This window comes from Myxococcus llanfairpwllgwyngyllgogerychwyrndrobwllllantysiliogogogochensis (genome assembly GCF_006636215.1).
In the GTDB taxonomy this organism is placed as follows: domain Bacteria; phylum Myxococcota; class Myxococcia; order Myxococcales; family Myxococcaceae; genus Myxococcus; species Myxococcus llanfairpwllgwyngyllgogerychwyrndrobwllllantysiliogogogochensis.
The window spans coordinates 18,293-40,322 of record NZ_VIFM01000019.1; the positions used below are offsets into that span (position 1 = coordinate 18,293).

Here is a 22,030-nt window from a genome sequence, read left to right on the forward strand (position 1 = left end):
GTACGACCCGCGATGGCCGCCCCCAGAATCCTCGTCGTCGATGACAACCCGGAGCTTCTTTCCCTCCTCACGCAGCTGTTCGAGGACGCGGGCTACGAGGTCGTCGGCGCCAGCCGCGGCAGGCAGGCGGTTGACGTCGCTCGGGCCAATCCCCCCGGCGCGGCCGTCTTGGACATCCTGCTGCCGGACATGATGGGCTACCACCTGGCGGACGCGCTGAGGAAGGACAACCCCCAGCTCCCGCTGCTCTTCATCACCGGCGTCTTCAAGGGCGGCAAGCACGCGCTGGAGGCCCGGCAGAAGTACCAGTCCGCCGGCTACTTCGAGAAGCCGTTCGAGGCGCAGAAGCTGCTGGAGGCCGTCACCAAGGTCCTCCCTCCGGAAAAGAAGGCCCCGCCCGCCGGCTCCCTCCAGGACGCCTTCGAGGTGGAGCTGGACATCGACGTGGAGGAGGAGGGCCCCCAGGATGTGATGGAGCTGACGGGCCGCATCAAGGTGACGGGTGGCGGCAACATCACCGCGGAGATTCGCGGCGCCAACCTCACCGCCAGCCCCATGCAGAAGGTGCCGGCCACCCAGGTGCGGCGGCCCACGCCGGGCCATCCGCCGGACTCTCCTCCCGCGGGCTCGGGCGCGCCGGGCAGCCGCCGGGGCGAGCTGAAGGACAACCTGCCCTCGTTGCTCACCGCCTACTACCTCTCCCGTGAGACGGGCGAGCTGGGCATCCAGCGCGGCAAGGTGAAGAAGGTCGTCTACTTCGAGAAGGGCATGCCGGTGTTCGCCCTCTCCAACCTGCTGGCGGACCGCTTCGGGCAGTTCCTCGTCCGCGTGGGGAAGATCAAACCCGAGCAGCTCCAGGACGCCTCCGCCGTGGCGGGAGCGACGAACCGGCGCACCGGCGACGTGCTGGTGGAGCGCGGGCTGCTCAAGGACACCGAGCGGCTCTACTACGTGGGCCAGCAGGTGAAGGCCGTCATCTACTCGCTCTTCGCGTGGGAAGAGGGCACGTATCTGATGAGCTTCCGGGAGAAGGCCAGCTCGGAGTCCATCAAGCTGGACGTGCACCCGGCCAACCTCATCGTCCGCGGCATCAAGAAGCTCTACAAGCCGGAGCGCCTGCGCCGGCTGCTGCAGCCCGAGGACCGGCTCATCCCCGCGGTGGCCCCGGCGTACCAGCTCAACGAAGTGGAGCTGGAGCGGTGGGAAGCGGAGCTGTTGCCCAAGATTGACGGCAACCGGACCGTCGCGGAGCTGCTGGCGTTCGCCAACCGCCCCGAGCACGTCGTCTACGGCTTCCTGGTGGCGATGATGGCGCTGGGCATCCTGGACAAGCGCTCGTAGCGCGTCCGGGTCGCCGGGCGGGCGCCTGCTTGGAGCCTGGGGCGCCCGGGGTGGCTTGGAGCTCGAGCTCAGCCGCCCGTCAGGCGGGAGCCAATCCAGAACAGGCCGAGCGCACCGGAGCCCACGGCGACGACGCGCTGCACCCAGGTGGTGATGCGGTCGTTGAGGCGGGTGAGGCCCTCGGCGAAGAGCAGGCCCACGGTGCCCATGCCGATGAGGATGCCCAGCGCGAAGCCGGGCAGGTACGTCCACGCGGCCAGGCTCATGCTTCCGCCGACGAGCAGCGGGGGCAGGGCGAGCAGCAACGAACGCACGCCGCTGACGGCCATCAGCGCGCCGGCGGCGGTGCTGACGGTGTGCACGTGCTCATGCGGCTCCTTGGAGTGGCCGGGCAGGTGGGGGTGGCCGTGGTTCAGGCTGTTGGGGAACAACAGCGCCGTCACGGCGAGGGCCACCAGCACCGCGCCGCCGAAGATTTCGGCCCAGCGCTCGAAAGTCTCCGAGAGGCCCACGCCGGCCAGGAGGCACAGGGAGGCGATGCCGCCCAGCATGGCCGCGTGCCCCAGCGCGAAGCGGAAGGCGGTGGCGATGGCCGCGCGACGCCGGCCCCCATTCAGGGTTCCGAGCGTGGCCACGGCCGCGCAATGGTCCGGCCCCACGGCGTGGAGCAGGCCCTGGGACAGACCGAGCAGGAAGGCAAGGAGAATGGGCTGCACGACGCGGCACCCTAGCCGCGCTTCCCTCCGGAGGCCAGCAAGAGGTACCTACGCGTCATGTGGACTGCCTTCCGACCGCTGCCGGCCGCGCTTTCACTCGTGTTTTGTTGGGTCCTCTTCACCGGGTGTGACTCGGGGAAGAAGCAATTCCAGGAAGCCAATGCGCAGTACGAGGCGCTGGTGGACCGGGGCGTGCCGCCGACGGACCCGGCGTGGGACGCGGTGGTCGCGTCGCTGGAGAAGGTGCCCGCGAATTCGCGCTCGCGTCCGGAAGCCGACAAGCGTCTTTCGGCCATTCGTGGCCTGCGGGGCAGCCTGCCTCCGCGTCCGTTGGCGACCCCCGGCGCGACGGGGCCCGGCACCAGCGAGGCGGACGTGAAGCGCGCCGCGTGCGAGGCGCTGGCGAAGAAGCTGGGGCAGGCGTCGGACGAGGCCACTCGCGAGCCGCTGCACAAGGCGCTCGAGCAGTGTCACGCGGACCTGGTCCGGCTGGAGGCCAAGAGCCACCCTCCCGGGGAAGAAGGCCACGAGCATGGGAGTCCGCCGCATTGACGCCGTGTGACGTCGCTCACGGATGATTGAGAACACGTCGGGTTTGTGGCTATGGAGCGCGCATGCCCATGCCCCAAGCAGGTGACGCGGCTCCCGACTTCGTGCTTCAGGACCAGGACGGCAACTCCGTGACGCTCTCGCAGCTCGCGGGGAAGAACGTCGTCCTCTATTTCTATCCGAAGGATGACACTCCCGGATGCACCGTGGAGGCGTGCAGCTTCCGCGACGAGCACTCGGTGCTGGAGGCCGCTGGAGCGGTGGTGCTCGGCGTGTCCGCGGACAGCACCGCGAGCCATCGCAAGTTCGCGACCAAGTTCAACCTTCCCTTCCCGCTGCTGGCGGACACCGAGCACCAGGTGTCGGACGCCTACGGCGTCTGGGGGGAGAAGTCGCTGTATGGACGCAAGTTCCTGGGCATCAACCGCGCCACGTTCCTGATTGGACCGGATGGCAAGGTGAAGCAGGTGTGGCCCAAGGTGAAGGTGAACGGCCATGTGGTGGAGGTCCTCGCCGCGCTGGGGGCGAAGCCGAGTGCTCCTGTGTCGGGCGGGTCCGCGTTAGAGGTGGAGGCGGCGGCGCCCGAACTGCCCGCGGCGTCCGTGAAGGACTCGGAGTGGGTAGATGAACTCACTCCGCTCTCGGGCACTCCGTTGACGGCGCCGGCGCAGGTGACGAAGTTCGAGCCCGCGAAGCGGAAGTCCGCGGCGACGAAGGCTCCCGCGAGCAAGGCCGCGTCGCAGGATGAGACCCCGGCCGGAGCGGCTGTCGCGGTGACGACCGCGCCCGAGAAGAAGGCCGCGCCCGCGAAGAAGCCGGCCTCCGAGAAGAAGGCCGCGCCTGTGAAGACCGAGCCTGTGAAGGCCGCGCCCGAGAAGAAGGCCGCGCCCGCGCAGAAGACCTCCGCGAAGAAGGCAGCGCCTGTGAAGAAGGCGGCCGCGCAGAAGACCTCCGCGAAGAAGGCCGAGCCCGTGAAGAAGGCGGCCGCGAAGAAGACCTCCGTGAAGAAGGCAGCGCCTGTGAAGAAGGTGGCCGCGAAGAAGGCCGGGCCCGCGAAGAAGACCTCTGCGAAGAAGGCAGCGCCTGTGAAGAAGGCAGCCGCGAAGAAGGCGTCTGCGAAGAAGGCCACGCCCGCGAAGAAGACCTCCGCGAAGAAGGGGGCCTCGGCGAAGAAGTCCGCTCCCGCGAAGAAGTCAGCTGCGAAGCGGAAGTAGCGGAGCGCTGCCGTGAAGCAGGCCACTTCCCAGATGCGTGGACGCGGCGCCTCAAGCCTCGTCCCCGTATCTGGGGATGTGGCGCCACGGAGCACTGCCTGTGCGGCGACGACCGTCGTACTCGGACGCACGGTGCTTTGAACCAGGCAAGGGAGCAGGGACTCGCCGCGCAAAATTTGCGGCGAGACGCGGGCTTCTGTCCCGAAGAAGTCTCAATCCACCGTGACCATGAAGAAGACGGTGCGCGAGCGCCGAGGAGGGCGTAACTGAGCAAGCGGCCCAAGCGGCCGCCGTGTACCCGCCTCGTGGTTTGGACACCAGACGTGCCCATTCTCCTGGGATGCGGGGGACTTGAAGACAGACATCCGAGGAGTGGGACATGCGCGAGCGGAATTTCCGGCGGTGGGCTCAGGTGGCGGCGTTGACGGTGGGTGTCATGGGCGCGGTGGGCTGCGGTGGCCTGCCCGAGACAGGGGGCAAGCAGCCGGGCGAGAGTCGCGGCGGGCCGTTCGCTCAGCGTGGCATCCAGCCGGATGCGCTCCTGGACATGCAGGGCAACGTGCATCCCGAGAAGTCCCCGCCCTGGTTGATGGTCGCGGACCGGGGCCACAACGGCACCATCAAGGACATTGGCTCCAGCATCGACCCGCGCACGCCCAAGCTGGAGGGACAGCAGAACAAGTCTCTCTGGGACGACAAGGGGAAGATGATGGAGGACCGGTACGGCAGCGAGGGTGGCGCCACCTTCGCGCCGACGGCACAGGGGCTGGGCGGCGAGGATGGCGCGCTTCAGAGCGGCTCGACAGACTTCAACCACGGTTGGGGTTACCGGCCGCTGGGCTGGCAGGACCGCAACGCTCGGCTGCGGCGCTAGGTTCGACTCGGGCGGACGGCTGATTCTTCGCCGGCATCCGCGTACGAGGATGGGTATCCATCCCTCTGGGGCCTGAATGGCTCGCCGGAGGGATGGACACATGAACCAGGGAAACATTCGCCGCTGGCTCCTACCCGGCGCGCTGGCCGTGGCTTCGTTGGTGGGCACGGCGTGTCACCGGGAGGAAGAGCGCGTCCGTCGGGAGATTCCCAGGACGGGCGGCCCCTATCAGGGCGTCGCCAATGACTCGCAGCCCTTGAGCAGCTTCGGCCCGGGAACGGGTGGCTCGGGCACGCCCGACATCGCGCCCGTGCAGGACATCGTGGGCACGAACCTGCCGCCCACGGCGGTGGGCAATGTCCCTCCGCGTGTGGAGCCCGGCATCGCCGCGGGCTCACCGACAGCGATTCAGAAGGAGCAGCAGGAGCAGGACGCACCGCCCCAGGGTGCCCCACCCGCGAAGAACACGACGGATGGAACGTCGGCCCCGAAGCCAGGGGATGCTCCTCCACGCGAGGACTCCCAGGTGCCGCACTAGCTGCTCGGTGCACGGGGCCGGTGCCCCGTGGCGCTCAGCGAGACGCGAGCATGACCTCGGTGGGGTCCTTGCCCGCGAAGGCGCTGTCGAGCCCCTTGGCGAGCGCGTGATGCTCGGCGCCTCCCAGGGTGGCAAGCCGGTCCTCCGCCGGGTGCGCGAAGCGCGCGGCGAGCACATCGAGCCTGCGGTGCGCCTCGGTGATGCGTTCGCGCGGAATCCTGCCGGACTCCACCGCCTTCACCACGGCCTCGATGGCGCGACGCTGCACCTCCGCGTGGTGGCACACGAGGAACAGGTCCACGCCCGCGAGCGTGCCCTGCACCGCCGCCTCCTCCACCGTGTAGTGGTCCGCGATGGCCTTCATCTCCAGGTCGTCGCTGACGAGCACGCCGTCAAAGCCCAGCTCCTCGCGCAGCACCCCCGTGAGCACGCGCTCGCTCATCGTCGCGGGCACGCCCTTGTCCAGCGCGTCGAACAGGACATGGGCCGTCATCAGCGAGGCCAGCCGCGCCTGCGCGAAGGCCCGGAAGGGCACCAGCTCCACACGCCGCAGCCGCTCCAAATCATGCGCCAGCCTGGGCAGCGTCAGATGGCTGTCCGTGGTCGTGTCACCATGCCCGGGGAAGTGCTTGCCGCAGGAGGCGATGCCACCGGCCTCCAGGCCCCGCGCGAGCGCCACACCCAGCCGCGCCACCTCCTCCGCGTCCCGGCTGAAGCTCCGGTCCCCAATGACGGGATTGGCCGGGTTGGTGTCCACATCCAGCACCGGCGCGAAATCCCAGTCGAAGCCCACCGCGCGCAGCTCGTGCGCCAGCAGCCGCCCCACGCGCTCCACCAACCGGGCGTCCCCGCGCTGTCCCAGCTCGCGCATCGGGGGCAGGGCGGTGAACGGCGCCCCGCGCAGCCGCGCCACCCGTCCTCCCTCCTGGTCCACCGAGAGGATGAAGGGCCGACCCGCGCGCGTCTTCAGCTCGCGGCACAGCGTCGCCGTCTCCTGCGCCGTACCCACGTTGCGCTTGAAGAGGATGGCGCCATAGACGCCGTCATCCATCAGGGCCGCCAGGTCGGCGTCGATGCGAGTCCCAGGAAAGCCCACCATGAACAGGCGGGCGCAGTCGCGGTAGAGGGCGGAGGCGGTCACGGGACGCAGTGTCGCAGAACCCGGGCCTCAGCTGGATACCGTTCCTTCGCGGTCCGCACCGGGCGTCGTCTGCCCGTCACCTCCCGGGGCGGTCATGTCCGCTGGCCGCCATCCCGGTCCGCCCGGGGCAGGGGTCGCCCGGCTCCTCCACGTGGCTTCCGGCGGGCTCCTCGCATCGTCATGTTGAGGCACGGCGGCGAGGCGCCAGCGCGGGATGCCAGGGCGCCTGCCCGTCCACCTGTCGGGGGAGCACGGGACGATGATTCAAATCGAGCGGGTGTATCACCACCTGGAGCCGCACGACTCGGAGGGGGCTCGCTTCCTCGTCGAGCGACTGTGGCCGCGAGGTATCAAGAAGACCCACCTGAAGCTGGATGGCTGGCTCAAGGACGTGGCGCCCAGCACGGAGCTTCGCAAGTGGTACGGCCATGAGCCCGCGCGCTGGGAGGAGTTCCAGCGCAGGTACGCCCAGGAGCTGCGGGAGCATCGCGAGGCCCTGGCGCCGCTCGTCGAGGCGGCCCGACGGGGAGACGTGACGCTGCTGTTCAGCGCGCGGGACGAGGACCACAACAGCGCCGTCGTCCTGAAGGCGCATCTGGAGCGCGGGCTGCGTCCAGCCAGGCGGCGCTCGCGCCAGCACCCGACGGTGCATTGACACAGGGGCTTGTTCCGCCACGGACGGCTGCTACAAGGGCCCCGGGATTCCGAGGCACCTTCCGCGCCTCCGTTCAATCGAGGCCCTGATGGATTTCGCCACGCTCGAGCTGTCTCCACCCTTGCTCCAGGTCATCGCCGAGCTGGGTTTCCAGGCCGCCACGCCCATCCAGGCGCAGAGCATCCCCGTGTTGCTCAAGGGCAAGGACCTGGTCGGCCAGGCGCGCACCGGCAGCGGCAAGACGGCGGCCTTCGCGCTGCCCATGCTCCAGCACGTCCAGCTCCAGGACCGACGCCTGCAGGGGCTGGTGCTCTGCCCCACGCGAGAGCTGTGCGCCCAGGTGGCGGGAGAGATTCGCAAGCTGGGGCGCCGGCTGCCGGGCCTTCAGATATTGGTGCTGGCGGGCGGCCAGCCCATCCGGCCGCAGTTGGAGGCGCTGGAGAAGGGCGTGCACATCGCGGTGGGGACGCCCGGCCGGGTGATTGATGTGCTGGAGCGCGAGGCGCTGGAGACGAAGCGCCTGGGCACGGTGGTGCTGGACGAGGCGGACCGGATGCTCGACATGGGCTTCCGCGAGGACATGGAGCGCATCATCGGCGCGATGCCGTCACGGCGTCAGACGGTGCTCTTCTCCGCGACGTTCCCTCCGGACATCGCGGCCCTGAGCCGCGCGTTCCAGAAGGACCCCGTGCGAGTGACGGTGGAGGACACCGAGGCCACGCCCGCGATTCGTCAGGTCCGCTACGACACGAAGCCCGAGGACAAGACCCAGCAGTTGCTGCGCGTGCTCCGGCTCTACCAGCCGTCCTCCGCCATCGTCTTCTGCAACCACAAGGCGACGGTGGTGGAGCTGACGAAGGCGCTCTCCGACGCGGGCGTCAGCGTGGACGGACTCCAGGGGGACCTGGAGCAGTTCGAGCGGGACCGGGTCATGGCGAAGTTCCGCAACCTCACCACGCGGGTGCTCGTCGCCACGGACGTGGCGGGGCGAGGCATCGACGTGGAGGCGCTGGACGCCGTCGTCAACTTCGACATGCCCTTCCAGCCGGAGCCGTACGTGCATCGCATCGGACGCACGGGACGCGCGGGGCGCACGGGGCTCGCGATTGCCCTGGTGGCGCCGAACGACAAGCGCAAGGTGGAAGAGATTGAGCAGTCGCTGGGCCTGAAGCTGGAGCCGGGCGACGCGGCGGAGCTGGAGGCCGCGGCGTCGAAGCCGGGTTCGCTCGGCTCGGATTGGGAGACGCTCTACATCTCCGCCGGGCGCAAGGACAAGATGAGGCCGGGAGACATCCTCGGCGCGCTGACGGGTGAGGCGGGTGGCTTCGCCGCCACGGACGTCGGCAAGATTGAAATCCAGGACCACATCTCCTACGTCGCCGTCGCGCGCCGCGTGATCAAGGTGGCCTTCCAGCGCTTGAGCGAGGGCAAGATCAAGGGCCGCAAGCACAAGATTGAGCGCGTGAAGTAGCCGCCCGCGGAGAACGAACCCGCACGCGGAACGGGCCAGGCCCGCACCTTCTGGCCCTCCCACCCGCGACGGGTGACTCCGTCATGCGGGAATCCTCCAGTGCTGAGTGGCTTGCCGCTTCTGGGCGGGATGCCTCCCGTGGAGGTTCGCCGCGCCAGGGCAGCACCCTGCCGTGCGGTGGCGCCGAGGACCGGTGCCCTCACGGCGCATGACCTGATGCGGGCTCGTGCCTCGCACGACCTGGGAACGAGGTGGATGGCCCGGGCCGTGTCACGTGTCGCGGCGGGGTGACGGGACTCCCCGCTTCCAGCCCGCATGAATTTGTGGCGTCCGTGCATCAGCTTCGAGTCTTTGCGATGGCTGTCTGACGAATGCCAGGTAAAGGCAATCGCGAGAGGGCGTCGCTCTGCCGACACGATGAAATTTCTATGAGTGTGTTGCCCGGCCCGAGGACCGCGTGACGGCCTTCGTTCGTGGCGCTCTCGAGAAGGCAGGTCGAATTTCCTGGACGCGGCGGTGTCCACCGTCTGCCTGTCCTGTGCGGGTATCTCCGAGGGCGCAAGTCATGGATGGCAGTTGTGCAATGTTTTTGCCCGACGAGAGACGCCAGACTCGCCTCGTGGTTGTCTGACTGGGGTCATCAGGCAAATTCATACAGACGTGGCCCCATTTGTTGGGGGGCCACGGTTTTCGCAACCCTGTTTTGTTTTCCAGCAAAACAGGCGGTGCCGCTTTATGACTTGCAACGCACGACAATCTTTGGCATCTATTTTTCCCGCATCGCGTCAAATAGAGGGGAAACGGGTTATGCCAGTTTACGTCTCGCTTTCCAGGAAAACGTCATTGGCTTGCGGGCGCGCGAGTTAGAGGTTCCAGTGTCAGCGAACGATAGTGTGGTGAAGGACGGCCTGGCTGGGATCCAGGCGCGTCTGGCCCGTGTGCTTGCACAACGGTTGGGAGTCGATGCGCGCCAGTTGGACGTGCGCGAGAGCTTCAGCAGGTATGGGCTGGACTCCGTGATGGCCACGGGTTTCATCGCGGAGTTGGGAGCGATGCTCGGGCGGCCGTTGTCACCCACGCTCGCCTGGGAATTCCCTACCCTGGAGTCCCTGGCCGCGCACCTCTCTGGAGCGCGGGCTCGCCCGACCTCGCAGGTCCTTCCCAGACACTCGATGGGGGATGAGCCCATCGCGGTGATTGGCATGGCGTGCCGTCTTCCCCAGGCCCCCAATCCAGAGGCGTTCTGGCGTCTGCTCGCGGGCGGGACGAATGCCATCTCCGAGGTCCCCGCCGAGCGATGGGACGTCAACCGTCTTTATGATCGCGACCCCGCGGCTCCCGGCAAGGTGACCTCCCGCTGGGGCGGGTACCTGGACCGGGTGGATGGGTTTGACCCGCTCTTCTTTGGCATCTCACCCAAGGAAGCGCTCCACATGGACCCGCAGCAGCGGCTCATGCTGGAGCTGACCTGGGAGGCATTGGAGGATGCGGGCATCCCAGCGGACCGGCTGCGGGGCTCGCCCACGGCTGTCATGTTCGGCGCCGTCTGGATGGATTACGAGGCGCAGCTGCAGCGGCTCGGCTTGCGGCGCATCTCTTCGTACACCGCCACGGGTTACCACCACAGCATCGTCGCCAACCGCATTTCCTACGTCCTGGGTTTGCGGGGGCCGAGTCTGTCCATGGACTCGGCGTGCTCGTCTTCACTGACGGCGGTGCATCTGGCCTGTGAGAGTCTTCGCAGGGGCGAGTCGACCCTGGCCCTGGTGGGCGGCGTGAACCTGACGCTCGCGCCCGACAGCACGGTCGCCCTGTCCAAGCTCGGCGCCCTCTCTCCGGACGGTCGCTGCTACACCTTCGATGCTCGCGCCAACGGGTTCGTACGGGGCGAGGGGGGCGGTGTGGTCGTGCTCAAGCCCCTCTCCCAGGCTCTCGCGGATGGCGACTCCATCTGCTGTGTCATCCGAGGCAGCGCCCTCAACAACAACGGTGGAAGCAACGGCCTCACCGCGCCCAACACCAGCGCCCAGGCGGAGGTGATTCGCCAGGCCTGCGCTCGCGCGGGGGTCGCGACGACCGACGTGCAGTACGTCGAGGCGCATGGCACCGGCACGCAGCTCGGTGACCCGATGGAGGCCCGCGCGCTGGGCGAAGTGCTCGGTGAGGGGCGGCCCGTCGACAAGCCCCTTCACATCGGTTCGGCCAAGACGAACGTCGGCCACCTGGAGGCCGCCGCGGGCATCACCGGGCTCATCAAGGTCGCCCTGTCCATCCGGCACCGGGCGCTCCCTCCGAGCCTCCACTTCGAGACGCCCAATCCGCTCATCCCTTTCGAGGCGCTGCGGCTGGAGGTCCAACACACCCTGACGGATTGGCCGGAGCCGGACCGGAAGCTCCTCGCGGGGGTCAGCTCCTTCGGCTTCGGCGGCACCAACTGCCACGTCCTGCTCGAGGAGCCGGACGCGCCCCGAGCCGAACTCGTGCGCGTGTCGGCGGAGAGTCCGGAGGCGCTCCGGGCCGCGGCGCAGCGGCTGTTCGAGCGTCTGGACGGCGCCATCCACCAGCCCTGGTCCGAGCTGCTGCGCTCGGCGGCGGACGAAGACGGGGCGCACGCGCATCGCCTGGCGATGACGGTCCGGTCGCGCAAGGACCTGCGCGCGAGCCTCCAGGCCTTCCTGTCCGGAGAGGCCCGGGCGGGCGTGTGCGTGGGCAGCGTGGGGCCCGAGCACGGCTGGAAGCCGGTCTTCGTCTTCTCCGGCCATGGCGCGCATTGGCCCGGCATGGGGTTGTCCCTCATGCGCACCGAGCCGGTGTTCCGGGCCGTGCTGATGCGGTGTGAGCGGCTCATCCAGCAGAACGTGGGCTGGTCGCTGCTGGAGGTGCTGGGCGCGGAGGACTCGGCGGCGCGGCTGAAGCGAATCGACCTCGCGCTGCCCGCCATCGTCGTCCTGGAGATGGCCCTGACGGCGCTCTGGCGCTCCTGGGGCGTCGAGCCCGCGATGGTGATGGGGCACAGCATCGGCGAGGTGGCTGCGGCCCATGCCGCGGGCATCCTGGGCCTGGAGGACGCCGTTCGCGTCGTCTGCTTCCAGAGCCGGCAGATGCACCGGCGCAGCGGCGAGGGCGCGATGGCGCTCGTGGCCGTGCCCTGGGCCGAGGCCGCCGAACTGCTGGTGGGCTACGAGGGGCGGCTGGACCGCGCCATCGACTCCGGCCCGGACTCGACGGTGCTGTCGGGGGAGCCCGCGGCGCTCGCCGAGGTGCTCGCCGCCCTGCAGGCGCGTGGCGTGTTCTGCCGCCAGGGAGACATCGACGTGGCGGCGCACAGCCACCAGATGGACGTGCTGGGTGAGGTGCTCATCGAGGAGCTGCGGGGAATTCGTCCCGCGTCCGCGCGCCTCCCCATGGTGTCCGGTGTCACCGCCGCGGTGCTGGAGGGTGCTCAGGCCGATGCCCCCCACTGGCAGAAGAACATCGCGATGCCCACGCTCTTCACGGGCGTGCTCACCCACGCGCTTGGCGAGGGGCACCGCGTCTTCCTGGAGGTGGGCCCCCACGCGATTCTCAAGCACCCCATCGAGTCGACCCTGCGCCACGCCGGCCAGCCGGGGCTGTTCGTCCCCACCCTGCGTCGACAGGAGGACGCGCGGGGCACGATGCTCGACACCCTGGGCGTCCTGTACGTCCACGGCCAGCCGGTCCGCTGGGAGTCGGTTTCCAGGGGGAGCGTGGAAGAGGGCGAGGCTTCGGCGCGGGTGCTGCCCCTGTCGGCCCGAAGCCCCGACGCCCTGACGTCCCTGGCCTCCGCCTTCCGTGACGTGCTGGGCGAGGCCTCCGGTGCGTCGCTCGAGGACCTCACCTACACGGCAGGCGTGCGCCGCGGTCAGCTTTCGCACCGTCTGGCGGTGGTGGGTGGCTCGCGGCGGGAGATGGCGGAGGCGCTGGAGGCCTTCGCGCGTGGCGAAGCCCATCCGGGCGTGAGCCACGGGAAGGTGAGTCCGGAGGGGAAGGCCAAGGTGGCGTTCGTCTTCCCCGGTCAGGGCTCGCAGTGGCTGGGCATGGGCCGCCAGCTCCTCGCCGAGGAGCCTGTGTTCCGCGAGGCCATCGAGGACTGCGAGCGCGCGATGCGGCCCCATGTGGACTGGTCGCTCACCGAGGAGCTCCTCGCCGAGGAGCCTTGCTCGCGCCTCCAGGACATCGACGTCGTGCAGCCGGTGCTGTTCTCGATGCAGGTGGCGCTGGCCGCGCTGTGGCGCTCGCGGGGAATCACGCCGGATGCGGTGGTGGGCCACAGCATGGGCGAGGTGGCCGCGGCGCACGTGGCCGGCACGCTGAGCCTGGAGGACGCGGCGCGCATCATCTGCCTGCGCAGCCAACTGCTTCGCGGCAAGAGCGGGCAGGGGGCCATGGCCGTGGTGGAGCTTGGCCTGGAGGAGGCCCGCGCGGCCCTGACGGGCTACGAGACGCGGCTCTCCGTGGGGGTGAGCAACAGCTCGCGCTCGACGGTGCTCTCCGGTGACACGGAGGCCCTGGAGGCGCTGCTGCCCACGCTGGAAGGGCGGGGCATCTTCTGCCGCCGGGTGAAGGTGAATGTCGCCTCACACAGTCCTCAGATGGACTCGCTGAAGGACGACCTCCTGCGTGTGCTGGAGGGCCTCGCGCCCCAGCCCGCGCCGGTGCCCATCTACTCCACTGTCACGGGGCAGACGAGCGACGGGGGCGACTTCCATCCGGCCTACTGGGTCCGGAACCTGCGCGAGCCGGTGCTGTTCCACGGCGCCGTCGAGCAGCTCTTGGAGGACGGCTACAGCGTGTTCCTGGAGGTGAGCCCGCATCCGGTGCTGCTCGCGCCCATCGAGGAGACGCTGCGCGAGTCGAAGCGGGAGGCCCTCGCGCTCGCGTCGCTGCGGCGACAGATGCCTGAGCGGCGCAGCCTCCTGGAGTCGCTCGCGGCGCTGTACGCCTGGGGGTGCTCCGTCGACTGGTCGTCGCTGCACCCTTCGGGTGGGCGGGTCGTCGCGCTGCCTGGCTACCCGTGGCAGCGGGAGCGCTACTGGCTGATGGACGAAGCGGAGGCGGACCCGGAGCTCAGGGGCTCCGGGGATGAGGGCCGCGCGGGACATCCCCTGCTCGGCGCTTCGCTGTCCTCCTCCGTGCAGCCCGGCACCCACTTCTGGGAGCGGAGCGTGAGCACGGCGGCGTTCCCGTATCTCTCCGACCACTGCGTCTGGGGGGACGTCGTCTTCCCGGGCGCGGCCTATCTGGAGCTGGCGCTCTCCGCCGGAGCGGAGGTGCTGGGTGAGGCGGGGCTCGTGCTCGAGAACGTCTCCCTCAGCGAGATGCTCGCGCTCAAGCCGGCGGAGTCGCGGCGCGTGCAGGTGGTGCTGAACGAGGAGGAGGCGGGGCATGCCTCCTTCCAGATTTCCAGCCGCGCCGAGGGCGACGCGGGCTGGCGCAAGCATGCGGCGGGGCGCCTGCGCCGTGAGGAACACGCGGCCACGAGGCCCGTCTCCGAGCCTCCCGAGTCACTGCGGCAGCGGCTCCCCGTGGAGCTCTCCTCCGAGGCCCACTACCAGCGCAGGCAGGAGCAGGGGCTCATGTACGGCCCCACGTTCCAGGGCCTGCGGCGGCTGTGGCGAAGCGAGCGTCAGGGATTGGGACGTGTGGAGCTTCCCGAGCAGGTGGCCGCCGAGAGCGGAGCGTACCGGCTTCATCCCGCGCTCCTGGACGCGAGCCTCCAGGTCGCGGTGGAGCTGATTGCGTCCGTGGCGGAGGCGTCGGCCGTGGCGCCCACCTATGTGCCGGTGGGACTGGGCCGGGTGCGGCTCTTCCAGCGGCCTGGGCGCGCGGTGTGGGTCCACGTGACTGCCGTGGGCGACGGGGCGGCGAACGAGCGGGAGCGCTCCTTCGACCTGCGGCTCCTGGATGACCAGGGACAGGTGCTGCTGGAGCTGGACGAGCTGCGCCTGTACCGGCTCGACGCGGGCGTCGCGGCCCGCAAGGCGCTCGGTGAGTGGCTCTACCAGGTGGACTGGGAGAAGCAGCCCCTGCCGGTGGAGCCGACGTGGCCGGAGCGCACACCGGGAAGCTGGTTGATTCTCGGTGACCAGGGGGGCGTGGGGCTGGCGCTGTCCACCCTGCTGCGAGCGCGCGGGGAGACGTGCGTGCTCGTCGTCCCTGGAGAGACGTATCGGCTCACGGGGCCGGGGCGCGCCGAAGTGGACCCCCGGAACGCGGAGCACCTGCGCCGGCTGCTCGGGGAAGCGCTGGAGGCCGGGACGCCTCCTTGCCGCGGGGTGGTGCACCTGTGGAGCCTCGATGTCGCCGCGAATGACGCGCTCACGCCGCGGGCGCTGGAGGACTCGCGCCGGTCCACCACCACCAGCGTGCTGCACCTGACGCAGGCGCTCTCCCAGGTGGGCTGGAGGGATGCTCCCCGCCTCTGGCTGACCACGCGGGGCGCGCGGTCCGTCGGCGGGTCGCCGGAGCGCGTCGCGGTGGCGCAGGCGCCGCTCTGGGGCTTGGGACAGGTGCTGGCCGTGGAGCAGCCGGACCTGCGCTGCACGCGCGTGGATGTCGAGGGCGGTGTGGACGCCTGCGCCGACGCGCTCCTCCGCGAGCTGTCGTCCACGACGTTCGAGGACCAGTCCGCCTGGCGCGGTGGCACGCGCTTCGTGGCGCGGCTGTCCAGGGCCCCGGACGCGCTGGTCGCTCGGGAGCCCTCGACGCTGCTTCGCGACGACGGCACCTATCTCATCACGGGTGGACTCGGCGGACTGGGGCTCGAAGTCGCCCGCTGGCTCGTCTCCCATGGGGCGCGTCACCTGCTCCTGCTGGGGCGCCGTGCTCCCACCGAGGCCACCGAGCACATACTCACGGAGCTGCGCCAGACGGGCGCGCGCGTGGAGTCCTTCCAGGCGGATGTCGCCGTCGCGGATGACGTGGCGCGAGCGCTGGCCCGGGTGGACGAGGCGATGCCACCGCTGCGCGGCGTGTTCCACGCGGCGGGGCTCCTCGAGGATGGCCTGCTGCTCAACCTCACCGAGGAGCGCTTCGCCGCGGTGATGGCCCCCAAGGTCCTGGGGACCTGGAACCTGCACGCCCAGACGCACCACCTGCCGCTGGAGCACTTCGTGCTCTTCTCCAGCGTGGCCGCCTCGCTGGGCACGCCGGGGCAGGCGAACTACGCCTCCGCCAACGCGTTCATGGACGCGCTGGCCCATGACCGCCGCGCGCGGGGACTGGCCGCGCTGAGCATCAACTGGGGAACCTGGACGAGCGTCGGGCTCGCGGCGGCGCAGTCCAACCGGGGTGAGCGGCTCGAGGCCCGGGGCCTGCGGGGCATGTCTCCGGACAAGGCGCTCAGCGTGCTCGGCATGTTGATGGGACAGACGCGGCCACAGCTCAGCGTGATGTCGTTCGACGCGAGGCAGTGGCTGGGCTTCTACCTGTCCGCGGCGCAGTCGCCCTACTTCACCCGGCTCGCCCAGGAGCCTTCTGCCCGGCCCTCCGTGAGCGCGGGACGGAGCCGGATTCGCGAGCAGCTCTTCGCCGCTCGTGCCTCCGAGCGCCGGGCCCTGCTGGATGGCCACCTGCGCGAGCTGGTGGGTGGCGTGCTGCGCATGGCGCCCGCGCGCATCGACCCGAGGACGCCCTTGATGAACCTGGGGCTCGACTCGCTGATGAGCATGGAGATTCGCAACCGCCTGGAGGCGGCGCTCGGGCTGAAGCTCAGCGCGACGGTGGTGTGGACCTATCCGACGGTGGCCACGCTCACGCCCTTCCTGGCGGAGAAGCTGGGGCTTCCGCTCGAGGACCGGGCTCCGGAGCCACTGGACGAAGCGGCGCCGCCGGCCATCGCCGAGGCGAGTGCGATTGACGAGATGTCCGAAGAGGAAGTCGAGCGGCTGTTCGCTCAGCGCATGGGGCAGGGCACATGACGAGCTTCGCGGAGAAAATCGCGCAGTACTCCCCCAAGCGGCTCGCGCTGCTCGCGATGGACCTCAAGTCCCGCCTGGACGCGGTGGAGGGCACCCGCTCGGAGCCGGTGGCCATCATCGGCATGGGGTGCCGTTTCCCGGGTGGAGGCAAGGACCCGGAGTCGTACTGGAACCTCCTGCGCGATGGCGGGGACGCCGTCACCGAGGTGCCCTCCTCGCGGTGGACGCGTGAGGAGATGGCGCGGATGGACCCCGAGGCCCTGGAGAAGTTGGGGGCGCGGTGGGGGGCCTTCATCCAGGACGTGGACCAGTTCGATGCGGACTTCTTCGGCATCTCGCCGCACGAGGCGCACCGGATGGACCCGCAGCAGCGCATCCTCCTGGAGGTCGCCTGGGAAGCGCTGGAGGACGCCGGGCAGGACATGTCGCGGCTCGCGGGCAGCCGCACGGGCGTGTTCATCGGGGTGTACAGCGACGACTACGCGTTGCTCCAGGTGGGCAACCCGTCCGCGCGTGACTCCAGCAGCGTGACGGGCGCCATCAACTGCGTGGTGCCGGGGCGCCTGTCCTACCTCCTGGACTTCCAGGGCCCCTGCCTGACCGTGGACACCGCGTGCTCCTCGTCCCTGGTGGCGCTGCATCTGGCCGCGCAGAGCCTGCGGAACCAGGAGTGCTCGATGGCGCTGGCGGGCGGCGTCAACCTCATCCTCTCGCCGCTCTCCTCGAGCAGCGTCTCCAGGGCCCAGGCGCTGTCGCCGGATGGGCGCTGCAAGACCTTCGACGCGCGCGCCAACGGCTTCGTGCGCGGCGAGGGCTGTGGCGTGGTCGTCCTCAAGCGACTGTCGGATGCCATCGCCGCCAAAGACCCCATCCTGGCGCTCGTGCGGGGCTCGGCCGTCAACCAGGACGGCAAGTCGGCGGGGCTGACGGCGCCCAACGTGCTCGCCCAGAAGGCGCTCATCCGTCAGGCGCTCCAGAGCGCGAACCTGGAGCCCGCCGACATCGACTGCGTCGAGGCGCACGGGACGGGGACGTCGTTGGGTGACCCCATCGAGATGGAGGCGCTCCACGAGGTCTACGCCAGCGGCAGGTCCGCGCGGCAGGCGCTCGTCGTGGGCGCGGCGAAGACGAGCATTGGCCACCTGGAGTCGGCCGCGGGAATCGCCGGCATCATCAAGATGGTCCTCTCGCTGCGGCACGAGGCCGTTCCGCCGCTCACGCACTTCCAGCGGCTCAACCCGCGAATCGACTTCACCGGCGAGTCCATCACCCTCCCGACGTCACTCCACCCGTGGCCCGTCCAGGCCGAGCGCAAGCGCCGGGGCGCGGTCAGCTCGTTCGGCATCAGCGGGACGAACGCGCACGTGATTCTCGAGGAGCCGCCCGCGCCCGTGGCCGCGCCGTCCCAGCGCTCGGAGGGTGCCCACCTGCTGCCCCTGTCGGCGCGCTCGCCCGCCGCGCTCCAGGCCCTGGCGCGCGGTTATGCAAGCCTCCTCGTGGCGTCGCCGGACGTGTCGCTCCGGGACGTCTGCTACACGGCCTCGCTGCGGCGCACCCACCAGGAGTACCGCCTGTCCGTCGCGGGCGACTCCCCGGCCGCCATCGCCGAGAAGCTCCAGGACCTCGCCTCGTCGGGCGTCACCGCCGCCATGAAGGGCACGGACGAGCGGCCCAAGGTGGCCTTCGTGTTCCCGGGCCAGGGCTCGCAGTGGCACGGCATGGGTCGTCAGCTCCTCGACCAGGAGCCTGTCTTCCGCGATGCGCTCGAGCGCATCGACGCGGCCATGCGCCCCCATGTGTCCTGGGGGTTGCTCGACGTGCTCCGGGCGCCCTCCGAGTCGTCGCGCCTGGGGGAAATCGACGTCGTGCAGCCGGTGCTGTTCGCCATGGCCGTGGCGCTGTCGGCCCTCTGGCGCTCCTGGGGAATCGAGCCGGACGCGGTGGTGGGGCACAGCATGGGCGAGGTGGCCGCGGCGCATGTGGCGGGCGCGCTCACCCTGGAGGATGCGGCGGCCATCATCTGCCTCAGGAGCAGGCTGCTCAAGCGCATCAGTGGCCAGGGCGCGATGCTGGCGACGGAGCTGTCCCTGGCGGACGCGCGCAAGGTCCTGGTGGGGCATGAGCAGCGCGTGGCCATCGCGGTGAGCAACAGCCCGACGTCCACGGTGCTGTCCGGCGATGCGGTGACGCTCGAGGAGCTTCGCGGGTCGCTCGAAGCCCGCAACGTGTTCTGCCGCTGGGTGAAGGTGGACGTGGCCTCTCACAGCCCGCAGGTCGACTGCCTGCGAGAAGAGCTGCTCTCCGTCCTCTCCTCGGTCCGGCCGCGCTCCGCCTCGGTGCCCATCGTCTCGACGGTGACGGCCACCGGCTGTGATGGCTCGGGCTTCGATGCGGCGTACTGGGTGCGCAACCTGCGTGAGCCGGTGCTCTTCTCCTCGGCCGTGCTCGGCCTGGTCGAGGGCGGGCACACCGTGTTCTTGGAGATGAGCCCGCATCCGATTCTGCTGCCCGCCGTCGAGCGGTGCATGCAGCACGCAGGACGCGAAGGGGTGACGGCGCCTTCCCTGCGCCGCGAGGAGTCCGAACGCACGGTGATGCTGGAGTCCGTGGGCACGCTGTACCGCGCGAGCTGCCCCGTGGCGTGGACGCGGCTGTTCCCGGAGGGCGGACAGGTCGTCCCGCTGCCCACGTATCCCTGGCGGCACAAGCGGTACTGGCTCGACGCGGTGGCGACGCCCGTCGTCTCCATCGCCGAGCAGGTGACGTCCCTGAAGGGCCGACCGGTCCGTGTCGCGCATGGAGTGGATGGCCAGATTTTCGAGCTGGAGCTGAGCAGCACCTCCCTGCCGTGGCTGGGGGCGCACCGGCTGGGCGGCGTCGCCGTGGTCCCTGCCTCGGCCCTGGTCGAACTCGCGCTGAGCGCCGCGTCCGAGTCGCTGGGCTCGGGCGCCCGGGAGCTCTCCGACGTGGAGTTCGAGCGCGCGCTGGTGCTGACGGAGTCTTCACGGCGCATCGTGCAGGTCCACCTCTCCTCGGCTTCGGAGGGGCGGCACATGTTCCATCTCCACAGCCGGGCGGTGGACGGAGCCGCGTCCGAGACGGAGTGGGTGCGGCACTGCCGGGGTCAGGTCCGGCCGCTGGGGGTGCTCACGGGAGTGCCGGACGTCATCGAGGCGGTGCGCTCACGCTGCGCACAGCACGTCCAGGGCGCGGCCATCTACGAGGAGCTGGAGCGCAGCGATGTCCAGTACGACGCGCCGCTGCGGACGCTGAGCGAAGCCTGGAGGCGGCCCGGTGAGGCGCTCGGGCGCGTGGTGATGGGACCGGAGCGGATGCAGGAGTCCGCGCGCTACCAGCTCCACCCGGCGCTGCTGGACGCGGGGCTCCAGACCCTGGCGCTCGCCCTCGCGGCGGAGCCCGAGAAGGCCGCGCTGTTCATGCCCCTGAGCCTCGAGTCGTTCGAGTGCCTTCCGGGCCGCGCGGACGTGCAGTGGGCCCATGTGTCCATCGAGCCCACGGCCCGCTCCGAGGAGCGCGTGGGGACGCTGACGTTGCTGGATGCCGCCGGTCGCCCGGTGGCCGTGGCGCGCGGGGTGCGGCTGCGGCGCGTGGCGACGGAGCGGCTGTTGGAAGTGCTGGGCGAGGTTCGCACCCAGGACTGGTTCCATGACGTGACGTGGGAGCCCAGGCCGGTGTGCGTGGCCCCGCCTGTGCCCGCGGACTGGCTGGTGTTCGTCGATGGTGGGGGCTGGGGCGCCGGGCTCGTGGAGGCGCTGCGTCGCCAGGGTGCTTCGCCTGTCACCGTGACCTCGGGAGGCGGATTCCAGCGGCTGGATGCACGGCGCTTCGTGGTGGACCCGAAGCGGCCGGAGGACATGGAGCGTCTGCTGCGCGAGTTGCCCGCGCTGCCCTCGGGACACGAAGGCCGTGCGCTCTTCCTGTGGGGCCTCGACGCGGTGCTCGACGAGCAGACGGGGACGCCGGAGTCCTCCGTGGCCGCGCTGCACCTGGTGAAGGCGCTCATGGGCTCACCTGGCCGCGCGCGGCTCTGGATGGTCACTCGGGGCGCACAGGTCACCGGCGTGGGCGACGAGCGGGTGTCGCTGGCCCAGGCGCCGCTGTGGGGCATGGGTCGCAGCGTGTCCCTGGAGCAGCCCGGAGTATGGGGAGGCCTCATCGACCTGTCGCCGGAGCGTCATCCCGAGGAGGCGCTGGCGGTGCTTCGCGAGGTCTCCGCGTTCGGCGTGGATGGCGAGGACCAGCTCGCGCTCCGCGAGGGGCGTTCGCTGGTGGCCCGTCTCACTCGTGGCCGGGTGACGGCACCCACGGAGCCGCTGAGGCTGCGCCAGGACGCGACCTACCTCGTCACGGGTGGGCTCGGCGGACTGGGCCTGAAGGTGGCGCGGTGGTTGGTGGAGCGGGGCGCGCGGCACCTCGTGCTGCTGGGCCGTGGGGGGCTGTCGGGCTCCGGCGACGCGGCGTCGGAGCGGCGCCGTGAGGCACTCGAGTCGCTCCGGGCACTCGGTGCGACTGTCACCGCGCTGGCCGCCGACGTGGCGGACCGGGAGCGGATGGCGACGCTCCTGCGCGAGACGGCCGAAACGCTTCCTCCGCTGCGTGGGGTGATTCACGCCGCGGCGCTCCTGACGGAGCGACGGCTGGAGGACCTGGACCTCACGGCGATGACGGCGATGCTGCGGCCGAAGGTGCTCGGCACCTGGGTGCTTCATGAGCTGACTCGCGGGTTGGCGCTCGACTTCTTCGTGATGTTTTCGTCGACGTCGACCTTGTGGGGCGCCTCCGGCCTGGCGCACTACGCGGCGGGCAACCAGTTCCTGGAGGCGCTGGCGCACCACCGAAGGGCCTCGGGGCTGCCCGCGACCACCCTGCACTGGGGGACGTGGGACGAGATTGGCGGCGAGCGCGCCGACAGCGTGCGCGGCTTCGCGCGCTTCGGACTCAATCCCATGGCTTCGGAGCGTGCGCTCGATGCGATGGGTCAGGTGCTGGGCTCGGGCGCGAGCCACAAGACGGTCGCGTCGGTGAACTGGAGCGTGCTCAAGCCCATCTGGGAGGCCCGGCGCCGCCGGCCCTTCCTGCGACACATGGGCGAGTCCGCGTCCGCGTCGGTGGGTGAGGCGTCTTCGCGGGCGCGGTTGCTCGCGGAGCTCCAGTCGCTTCCGCCCGACCGCCGCTTCGACACGCTGGTGCTCCGCATCCAGGGAGAGGTCGGCCGCATCCTCGGGTTCGCGCCCTCCGAGCTTCCCCCCACGGACCGGGGCTTCTTCCAGATGGGTATGACGTCCCAGATGTCCGTGGAGCTGCGCGCGGTGCTCCAGCGGGGGCTGGAGAAGGAGCTGCCCGCGAGCCTCGCGTTCGACCACCCCACCGTCATGGCGCTGGCGAAGCGTCTGGCCAGCAGTGTCACCGCGGTGGAAATCCCCCTGCCCACCGTGGCGGGGGCGCAAGAGCCGCGAGCGCAGGTGGCGCCCGCGCGAATCGATGACCTCTCCGCGCGCCTGTCGCAGGTCACGGAGCTGTCCGACGACGAAGTCGAGCGGTTGATTGCACAGAAGCTGAGCTGACGCGGC

At 70.3% G+C, this 22,030-nt stretch carries 11 protein-coding genes; 9 read left to right on the forward strand and 2 right to left on the reverse strand.

The window, feature by feature from the left end; all coding sequences use genetic code 11:
- Positions 1–12 precede the first annotated feature (12 nt).
- The gene (locus FJV41_RS07110; protein WP_141641656.1) at positions 13–1,341 is read left to right on the forward strand and encodes a response regulator; all 1,329 of its coding nucleotides are present in this window, start codon (positions 13–15) and stop codon (positions 1,339–1,341) included.
- 68 nt (positions 1,342–1,409) lie between these two features.
- Here the strand turns inward: FJV41_RS07110 and FJV41_RS07115 are convergent, their stop codons facing one another.
- Positions 1,410–2,057 carry a hypothetical protein gene (locus FJV41_RS07115; protein ID WP_141641657.1) on the reverse strand — a complete coding sequence of 216 codons (648 nt, stop codon included), beginning with the start codon at positions 2,055–2,057 and terminating at the stop codon, positions 1,410–1,412.
- Positions 2,058–2,114: 57 nt separating this feature from the next.
- Between FJV41_RS07115 and FJV41_RS07120 the strand changes: the two genes are divergently transcribed.
- The 4 genes from FJV41_RS07120 (at position 2,115) to FJV41_RS07135 (ending at position 5,232) form a co-directional block, all read left to right on the forward strand.
- Positions 2,115–2,609 (forward strand): hypothetical protein, encoded by a 495-nt coding sequence (locus FJV41_RS07120; protein ID WP_141641658.1) that lies wholly within the window; start codon positions 2,115–2,117, stop codon positions 2,607–2,609.
- A gap of 68 nt (positions 2,610–2,677) precedes the next feature.
- Positions 2,678–3,820, forward strand: coding sequence for a thioredoxin-dependent thiol peroxidase (gene bcp, locus FJV41_RS54540; RefSeq protein WP_281291384.1), 1,143 nt, complete (start codon positions 2,678–2,680; stop codon positions 3,818–3,820).
- Positions 3,821–4,199: 379 nt separating this feature from the next.
- Positions 4,200–4,694: a hypothetical protein gene (locus FJV41_RS07130; protein ID WP_141641660.1), complete on the forward strand. Its 495-nt coding sequence runs from the start codon at positions 4,200–4,202 to the stop codon at positions 4,692–4,694.
- Between the two features lie 100 nt (positions 4,695–4,794).
- Complete coding sequence (locus FJV41_RS07135; RefSeq protein WP_141641661.1) at positions 4,795–5,232, forward strand: hypothetical protein; 438 nt, start codon at positions 4,795–4,797, stop codon at positions 5,230–5,232.
- A 34-nt stretch (positions 5,233–5,266) separates the two neighbouring features.
- Here FJV41_RS07135 and nagZ read toward each other — a convergent pair whose 3' ends face one another.
- Positions 5,267–6,331, reverse strand: coding sequence for a beta-N-acetylhexosaminidase (gene nagZ / locus FJV41_RS07140; RefSeq protein WP_141641672.1), 1,065 nt, complete (start codon positions 6,329–6,331; stop codon positions 5,267–5,269).
- Between the two features lie 256 nt (positions 6,332–6,587).
- On the opposite strand from nagZ, the gene FJV41_RS07145 reads away from it, so the two are divergent.
- The 4 genes from FJV41_RS07145 (at position 6,588) to FJV41_RS07160 (ending at position 22,024) form a co-directional block, all read left to right on the forward strand.
- Positions 6,588–7,028, forward strand: coding sequence for a DUF488 domain-containing protein (locus FJV41_RS07145; protein ID WP_246137056.1), 441 nt, complete (start codon positions 6,588–6,590; stop codon positions 7,026–7,028).
- Positions 7,029–7,116: 88 nt separating this feature from the next.
- The gene (gene dbpA, locus FJV41_RS07150; RefSeq protein ID WP_141641662.1) at positions 7,117–8,499 is read left to right on the forward strand and encodes an ATP-dependent RNA helicase DbpA; all 1,383 of its coding nucleotides are present in this window, start codon (positions 7,117–7,119) and stop codon (positions 8,497–8,499) included.
- Between the two features lie 875 nt (positions 8,500–9,374).
- The gene (locus FJV41_RS07155; protein ID WP_246137057.1) at positions 9,375–16,439 is read left to right on the forward strand and encodes a type I polyketide synthase; all 7,065 of its coding nucleotides are present in this window, start codon (positions 9,375–9,377) and stop codon (positions 16,437–16,439) included.
- Complete coding sequence (locus FJV41_RS07160) at positions 16,436–22,024, forward strand: type I polyketide synthase (RefSeq protein ID WP_141641664.1); 5,589 nt, start codon at positions 16,436–16,438, stop codon at positions 22,022–22,024. The genes FJV41_RS07155 and FJV41_RS07160 overlap by 4 nt, the downstream gene beginning before the upstream one ends.
- The last annotated feature ends 6 nt before the right edge of the window (positions 22,025–22,030 follow it).

Bases quoted from the DNA above. Each gene is read 5' to 3' on its own strand.
- FJV41_RS07130 (WP_141641660.1), top strand. From the start codon at position 4,200: ATGCGCGAGCGGAATTTCCGGCGGTGGGCTCAGGTGGCGGCGTTGACG.
- FJV41_RS07110 (WP_141641656.1), top strand. From the start codon at position 13: ATGGCCGCCCCCAGAATCCTCGTCGTCGATGACAACCCGGAGCTTCTT.
- FJV41_RS07145 (WP_246137056.1), top strand. From the start codon at position 6,588: ATGCCAGGGCGCCTGCCCGTCCACCTGTCGGGGGAGCACGGGACGATG.
- FJV41_RS07120 (WP_141641658.1), top strand. From the start codon at position 2,115: ATGTGGACTGCCTTCCGACCGCTGCCGGCCGCGCTTTCACTCGTGTTT.
- bcp (WP_281291384.1), top strand. From the start codon at position 2,678: ATGCCCCAAGCAGGTGACGCGGCTCCCGACTTCGTGCTTCAGGACCAG.
- FJV41_RS07160 (WP_141641664.1), top strand. From the start codon at position 16,436: ATGACGAGCTTCGCGGAGAAAATCGCGCAGTACTCCCCCAAGCGGCTC.
- FJV41_RS07135 (WP_141641661.1), top strand. From the start codon at position 4,795: ATGAACCAGGGAAACATTCGCCGCTGGCTCCTACCCGGCGCGCTGGCC.
- dbpA (WP_141641662.1), top strand. From the start codon at position 7,117: ATGGATTTCGCCACGCTCGAGCTGTCTCCACCCTTGCTCCAGGTCATC.
- nagZ (WP_141641672.1), bottom strand. From the start codon at position 6,331: ATGGTGGGCTTTCCTGGGACTCGCATCGACGCCGACCTGGCGGCCCTG.